Source organism: Nocardia tenerifensis NBRC 101015, assembly GCF_000308715.1.
Lineage (GTDB): Bacteria > Actinomycetota > Actinomycetes > Mycobacteriales > Mycobacteriaceae > Nocardia > Nocardia tenerifensis.
This window is the reverse complement of sequence record NZ_BAGH01000510.1, coordinates 1-4,764: the sequence shown is the minus strand read 5'-3', so window position 1 is coordinate 4,764 and position 4,764 is coordinate 1. Positions and strand designations below refer to the sequence as shown.

The 4,764-nt window shown below is 68.8% G+C and carries 6 protein-coding genes; 4 read left to right on the top strand and 2 right to left on the bottom strand.

The genetic code is table 11. From position 1 onward, the window contains the following. Positions 1-65: 65 nt before the first annotated feature. Positions 66-1,064, bottom strand: a complete 999-nt coding sequence (locus ON39_RS34735; protein ID WP_174412605.1) for an AurF N-oxygenase family protein — start codon at positions 1,062-1,064, stop codon at positions 66-68. Positions 1,065-1,229: 165 nt separating this feature from the next. Between ON39_RS34735 and ON39_RS34730 the strand changes: the two genes are divergently transcribed. The 4 genes from ON39_RS34730 (at position 1,230) to ON39_RS34715 (ending at position 4,186) form a co-directional block, all read left to right on the top strand. Then, complete coding sequence (locus ON39_RS34730; protein WP_040740543.1) at positions 1,230-1,943, top strand: DsbA family oxidoreductase; 714 nt, start codon at positions 1,230-1,232, stop codon at positions 1,941-1,943. An 87-nt stretch (positions 1,944-2,030) separates the two neighbouring features. Then, on the top strand, positions 2,031-2,543 hold the full coding sequence (locus ON39_RS34725) for a mycothiol transferase (protein ID WP_040740542.1): 513 nt from the start codon (positions 2,031-2,033) through the stop codon (positions 2,541-2,543). A 114-nt stretch (positions 2,544-2,657) separates the two neighbouring features. Then, positions 2,658-3,554 carry a hypothetical protein gene (locus tag ON39_RS34720; protein WP_040740541.1) on the top strand — a complete coding sequence of 299 codons (897 nt, stop codon included), beginning with the start codon at positions 2,658-2,660 and terminating at the stop codon, positions 3,552-3,554. Positions 3,555-3,592: 38 nt separating this feature from the next. Next, positions 3,593-4,186: a PadR family transcriptional regulator gene (locus tag ON39_RS34715; protein ID WP_040740540.1), complete on the top strand. Its 594-nt coding sequence runs from the start codon at positions 3,593-3,595 to the stop codon at positions 4,184-4,186. A 6-nt stretch (positions 4,187-4,192) separates the two neighbouring features. Here ON39_RS34715 and ON39_RS34710 read toward each other — a convergent pair. Further along, positions 4,193-4,764, bottom strand: a 572-nt coding sequence (locus ON39_RS34710; protein ID WP_306307556.1) for a TetR/AcrR family transcriptional regulator, incomplete at its 5' end; no start/stop codon positions are given.

Genomic DNA, 4,764 nt, shown 5'->3' with positions numbered 1-4,764 from the left:
GCACGGTCACACCGGTATGCCCGGCAACCGGCGCTCATGGCGGTGAGCGCCGGTTGCCGGCCGAGTCAGGCGCGGCTGCGCACCGGCTCGCCGCGATACCGCGACCTCGGGCCGTCGATCCGCAGCAGCCGCCAGGCCAGCTTCGCCGCCGGGTTCATCAGGCCGATGTCGGCCGCGAGCATGCGGGCCTCGCCGAAGAAGTCGCGGCGCCGGGCGCGGGCTTCGGGGCTGCGCCAGAACAACTCCCGGCGAATGCTGAGCGGAATGTCGAACTCGCGGAACAGCGAGCGCGGCGGCTTCACGATCAGGTCGCAGGCGATGAACATGATGAGCGGATAGGCCAGCGACAGCGTCCCGCGCTGCGCGCGACCCAGCTTCGGCACGCGATGGCGCAGGTACTCGTGCGCGAAGGCGATGTGGCGCGCCTCCTCGGCGATGTGAATGCGCATCACGTCGCGCATGATCGGGTGCACGTCCTCCCCCGCGCGCAGCACCTGCTTCTGCACGTGGTCGATGGGCTCCTCGCCCGCGAGGACGGCGACGAAGAACGTCGTCGGGAAGTACCGGCCGAGCAGCGGGACCAGCGGGCCGACCGCCTTCATGAACTTGCTCATGCCCGGCACGTCCGCGCCGATCCGGTTCACCATCTCCTGGAACATCAGGGTGTGGTTGACCTCCTCGGCGACCTCGTGATTGAGGTACCGGAACTCCGCGGATCCGTTGGGCACCACGGCGAACAGGTAGTTCATCACCCCGCCGATCAGCACCTCCTCGAACTGCAGGCCGACCTTCGCGATATTGGCCTGCCGCCACATGCCGATCTCGATCTTGCGCGACTCCGGCAATGCGAGATACCACGGGTGCGCGCCGAGCGGATCGGTGTCCGCGGGCAGGATCCACCGCGGGTCGTTCGGCACCACCGCCCATTCCGGTGCGTCCCAATCGATCTCGGTGTACGGATCGAAGTGCTTGTTCACCGACCCCTCGGAGAGCGTCGTCAGGATGCCCGCATAGGCGCTGCGCGCCGCGGTCCGAGACGGCGCCGTTGCCGACTTTGTAGCCATGACGTCTACCTCGTAATCCAGTGCAGATTAATGTGACACCCATTTACAGTAACACGGTGTCTCACTCATATCCAGACGCCCACCCGATCTTTCGCGCGGCGTCGGAACAGATGCGGTAGCTCGCATGTTGCCTAGGGGAGTTGCCGACGAGAGTGAGGGGTTAGCGTGCGGGTCGAGATCTGGACCGATATCAACTGTCCGTTCTGCTACCTGGGGAAGGAGCGGTTCGGGCAGGCATTGGCGGAGTTCGCGCATGCGGGGGAGGTCGAGGTGGTGCATCGGTCGTTCGAGCTGGATCCGACGGTGCCCGCTGGGGAGTCCGGGCCGGTGATCGCGAAGATCGCGCGGAAATACGGCATCAGTGAGGCGCAGGCGGCGGCCAACGAGCGGGGGATCGGTGCGCAGGCGGCCGAGATGGGGTTGCCGTATCGGACCGAGGGTCGCGACTACGGCAACTCGTTCGATATGCATCGGCTGCTGCACTACGCGTTGGCGCAGGACGAGCAGGAGGCGCTGCTCGACGCGCTCTATCGGGCGAATTTCGCGGAGGAGCGGTCGCTGTTCGGCGACCACGAGCGGCTCGTCGAGGTGGCGGTCGCCGCCGGGCTCGACGAACAGGCGGTGCGCACGGTGCTCGCGGACCCGCAGGCCTACGCCGACGAGGTGCGGGCGGACGAGGCCGAGGCGGCGCGCCTGGGCGCGACCGGCGTGCCGTTCTTCGTCTTCGATCGCAAGTACGGTGTGTCCGGGGCCCAGCCTTCCGAGGTGTTCGCCCGCGCACTCGACCAGGCCTGGGCCGATCGCGAACCGGCGATCCAGACGATCGGCGCGGGCGAGGTCTGCGGTCCGGACGGTTGCGAACTTCCGTCCCGTGACTGAACGCCCGAAAAGTACTGAGGCACTGTGACCGTCGGTGCGCACTGCGGCGGGGAATAATGAACGCCCATCCCACGATTGGAGCCGATCATGACCAGCGCTGACTTGTTGATCGATGCTTTCGGCCGCGTGCAGGAGAACGTGCACGGCGCCGTGTCCGGCCTCACCCAGGACGAACTGGGGGTTCAGCTGGAGCCGGGCGCCAACTCCATCGCCTGGCTGATCTGGCATCTGACCCGCGTGCAGGACGACCACATCGCCGACGTCGCCGGCCTGGAGCAGGTATGGACGGCGGCGGGCTGGGCGAAACGCTTCGGCCTGCCGTTCGACGACGCCGCGACCGGCTACGGCGACAACCCGGACGAGGTCGCCCAACTCGGCGCCGTCCCCGCGGACCTGCTCCTCGGCTACTACGACGCGGTGCACGCGCAGACCATCGACTACGTCTCCGGCCTCACCGACGCCGACCTCCCCCGCGTCGTCGACACCCGCTGGGACCCGCCCGTCACGCTCGGCGTCCGGCTGATCAGCGTCGTCGACGACGATATCCAGCACTCCGGCCAGGCCGCCTTCGTGCGCGGAGTCCTGTTGCGCCGCAGGTGATTCACCGGAGGCGGACTCGGGGGCCGATTCAGGGTCATCCCTGATGGCAGGCGAGGAACGGCTCTCCATACTCGTTTAGTCGATATCGACTATATGAGCATGGGGAGTCGTCCGATGGCAGCACACAGCCGTATCTCGCCGAAACCCTCCCACGAACAAGCGCCGCCGCGCACCGCGCGAAACATGGTGTGCGGCTTCGCGATTCTGGCGGTCCTCGCCGCCGTGCTGCCGCCCGCCTTTCCGGCGACTCTGCCAGCGGCGCGCGGGCTGATGTGGTGGCTGCTCGCCGCGCTCGGCGGTGGCCTCGCCGCAGTGCTCACCGCGCGGCCCGCCACGCCTCGCTCCTTGGTGCTCGGCGCGGGCTGGCTGCTGGTCGTCGGGACTGTGCTGCAAGCGTTTCTGATCGGCGACCTGATCGCCATGTTCGCGACCTGGCTGGTCGTCCCGATCCTGGCGCTGCTCGCCGGGCAACTGCGGCCGAAACCGCGCAAGGCCCTCGTCGCCTCGCACGCCGTCGCCTCGGCCTGCTGGGTCGGCACCGGCCTGACCGTCTCCGCGATGTCGGTGGTCGCCATGACGACCGCCGATCTCCAGACCGCTCGGGTGGTCTACGAATTGATGGAGGTCATCGACCGCACGCTGCTGCCGTGGACGAACTTCGCCACGTTCCTCACCGGTGTCGGCCTAGGCATGACCACGAGCTGGGGGCTGATCCGCTACTACTGGGTGGCCGTCAAACTCACCATCCCGGTGGCAATCCTGTTCGTGGCGTTCGGCTTTCTGCACAGCGAGCTGGAGCACGCGGCCGAGCGGGCCGAGCGGGCCGTCGCCGCGGGCGCGACCACCGCCGACTTCGGCGCGGCGGCCGACGTCGCGCTCTGGGGCTTCGGCGGCTCGACGCTGAGTCTCGTGGTCGCGGTGCTGCTGTCGGTGTACAAGCCCGGCGGTAAGACGCGGCGCGGGCGCAGGCTCCAGCCCACGCGGGTGCGCCGCCGCGCCGAGATCGGTTAGCCTGGCGCATCAAGGGGTTCGGCGGGCAGGAGGGTCTCGTGGCGACTCGGCGGGATCCGCTGCACAACTCGCTCGCCCTGGTCGTGCTCGCCTATCTCATCGAACGCCCGATGCACCCCTACGAACTCGGCAAGCTGCTCGAGAGCCGCAACGCCGAGCGCAGCATCGAGTACAAGCACGCCTCGCTCTATATGGTCGTCGAGCAGCTCACCAGGGCCGGCTACCTCGAGCCGCTGCGCACCGAGCGCGCCGGCCAGCGCCCCGAACGCACCGTCTACCGGCCCACCGAGTCCGGCCGGGCGAGGCTGCGCGAGCGGATGCGCGAGCTGGTCTCGGTGCCCGCCAAGGAGTATCACCGGTTCGAGGCCGCGCTGTCGGTGCTCGTGGTGCTGCCGCCGACCGAGGTGCCCGGCCTGCTCGAGCAGCGCGGGCAGGCGCTCGCGGAGCAGATCGAACACCAGCGCTCGGTCGTCGCCGCGGCACCCGACGTCGACCCGGTGTTCCTCATCGAATACCACTATCGGCTCGAATTGCTCGAAGCCGAGCGACGATTCGTCGACCGTTTCCGCGCGCTGATCCAGCACGATCCCGCCGCGCTCGGCGAGTTCTGGCAGCGGCTCCACCTCGACTGACAGGCCCTACGCAGGCCAATTTCTGAGGAGTGCGTCGAGGGCGTCCAGTGTCCTGGACCAGGATTGCGCCACGTCGCGGGGGTGGCTGTCGTAGCGGCCGGTGTTCTCCAGGGTCACGTAACCGTAGAAGGTGCCGCCCAACAGGCGGATCGCGTCGGTTTGGTCGGGCTCGGAGAGGTGGTAGCCGCGCAGGAGTGCGCGGGTCATCTCCGAGTGTCGCATGGCCGCGCTGGCCGCGGCCGTCGCGGGATCGAGGTCGAGCTGGGCCGCGGCGTAGCGGCCGGGGTGCTGCTTGGCGTAGTCGCGGTAGGCATTGGCGAAGGCGACCAGCGCGTCCTTGCCCGCGCGCCCGGCCAGCGCCTCGCCGACCTTGTCGGCCATCTCGGCCAGGGCCAGCACCGCGATCTTCACCCGCAGGTCGCGCGCGCTCGTCAGCCGGGAGTAGAGGCTGGCGTCCTTCACGCCGAGTTTGCGGGCCAGCGCGGGGACGGTCACGTTGTCGAAACCGATCTCGTCGGCCAACTCCGCCGCCGCCTGAACCAGGCTCTCGTCGGTCATCCTGGCGCGCGCCATCCAGC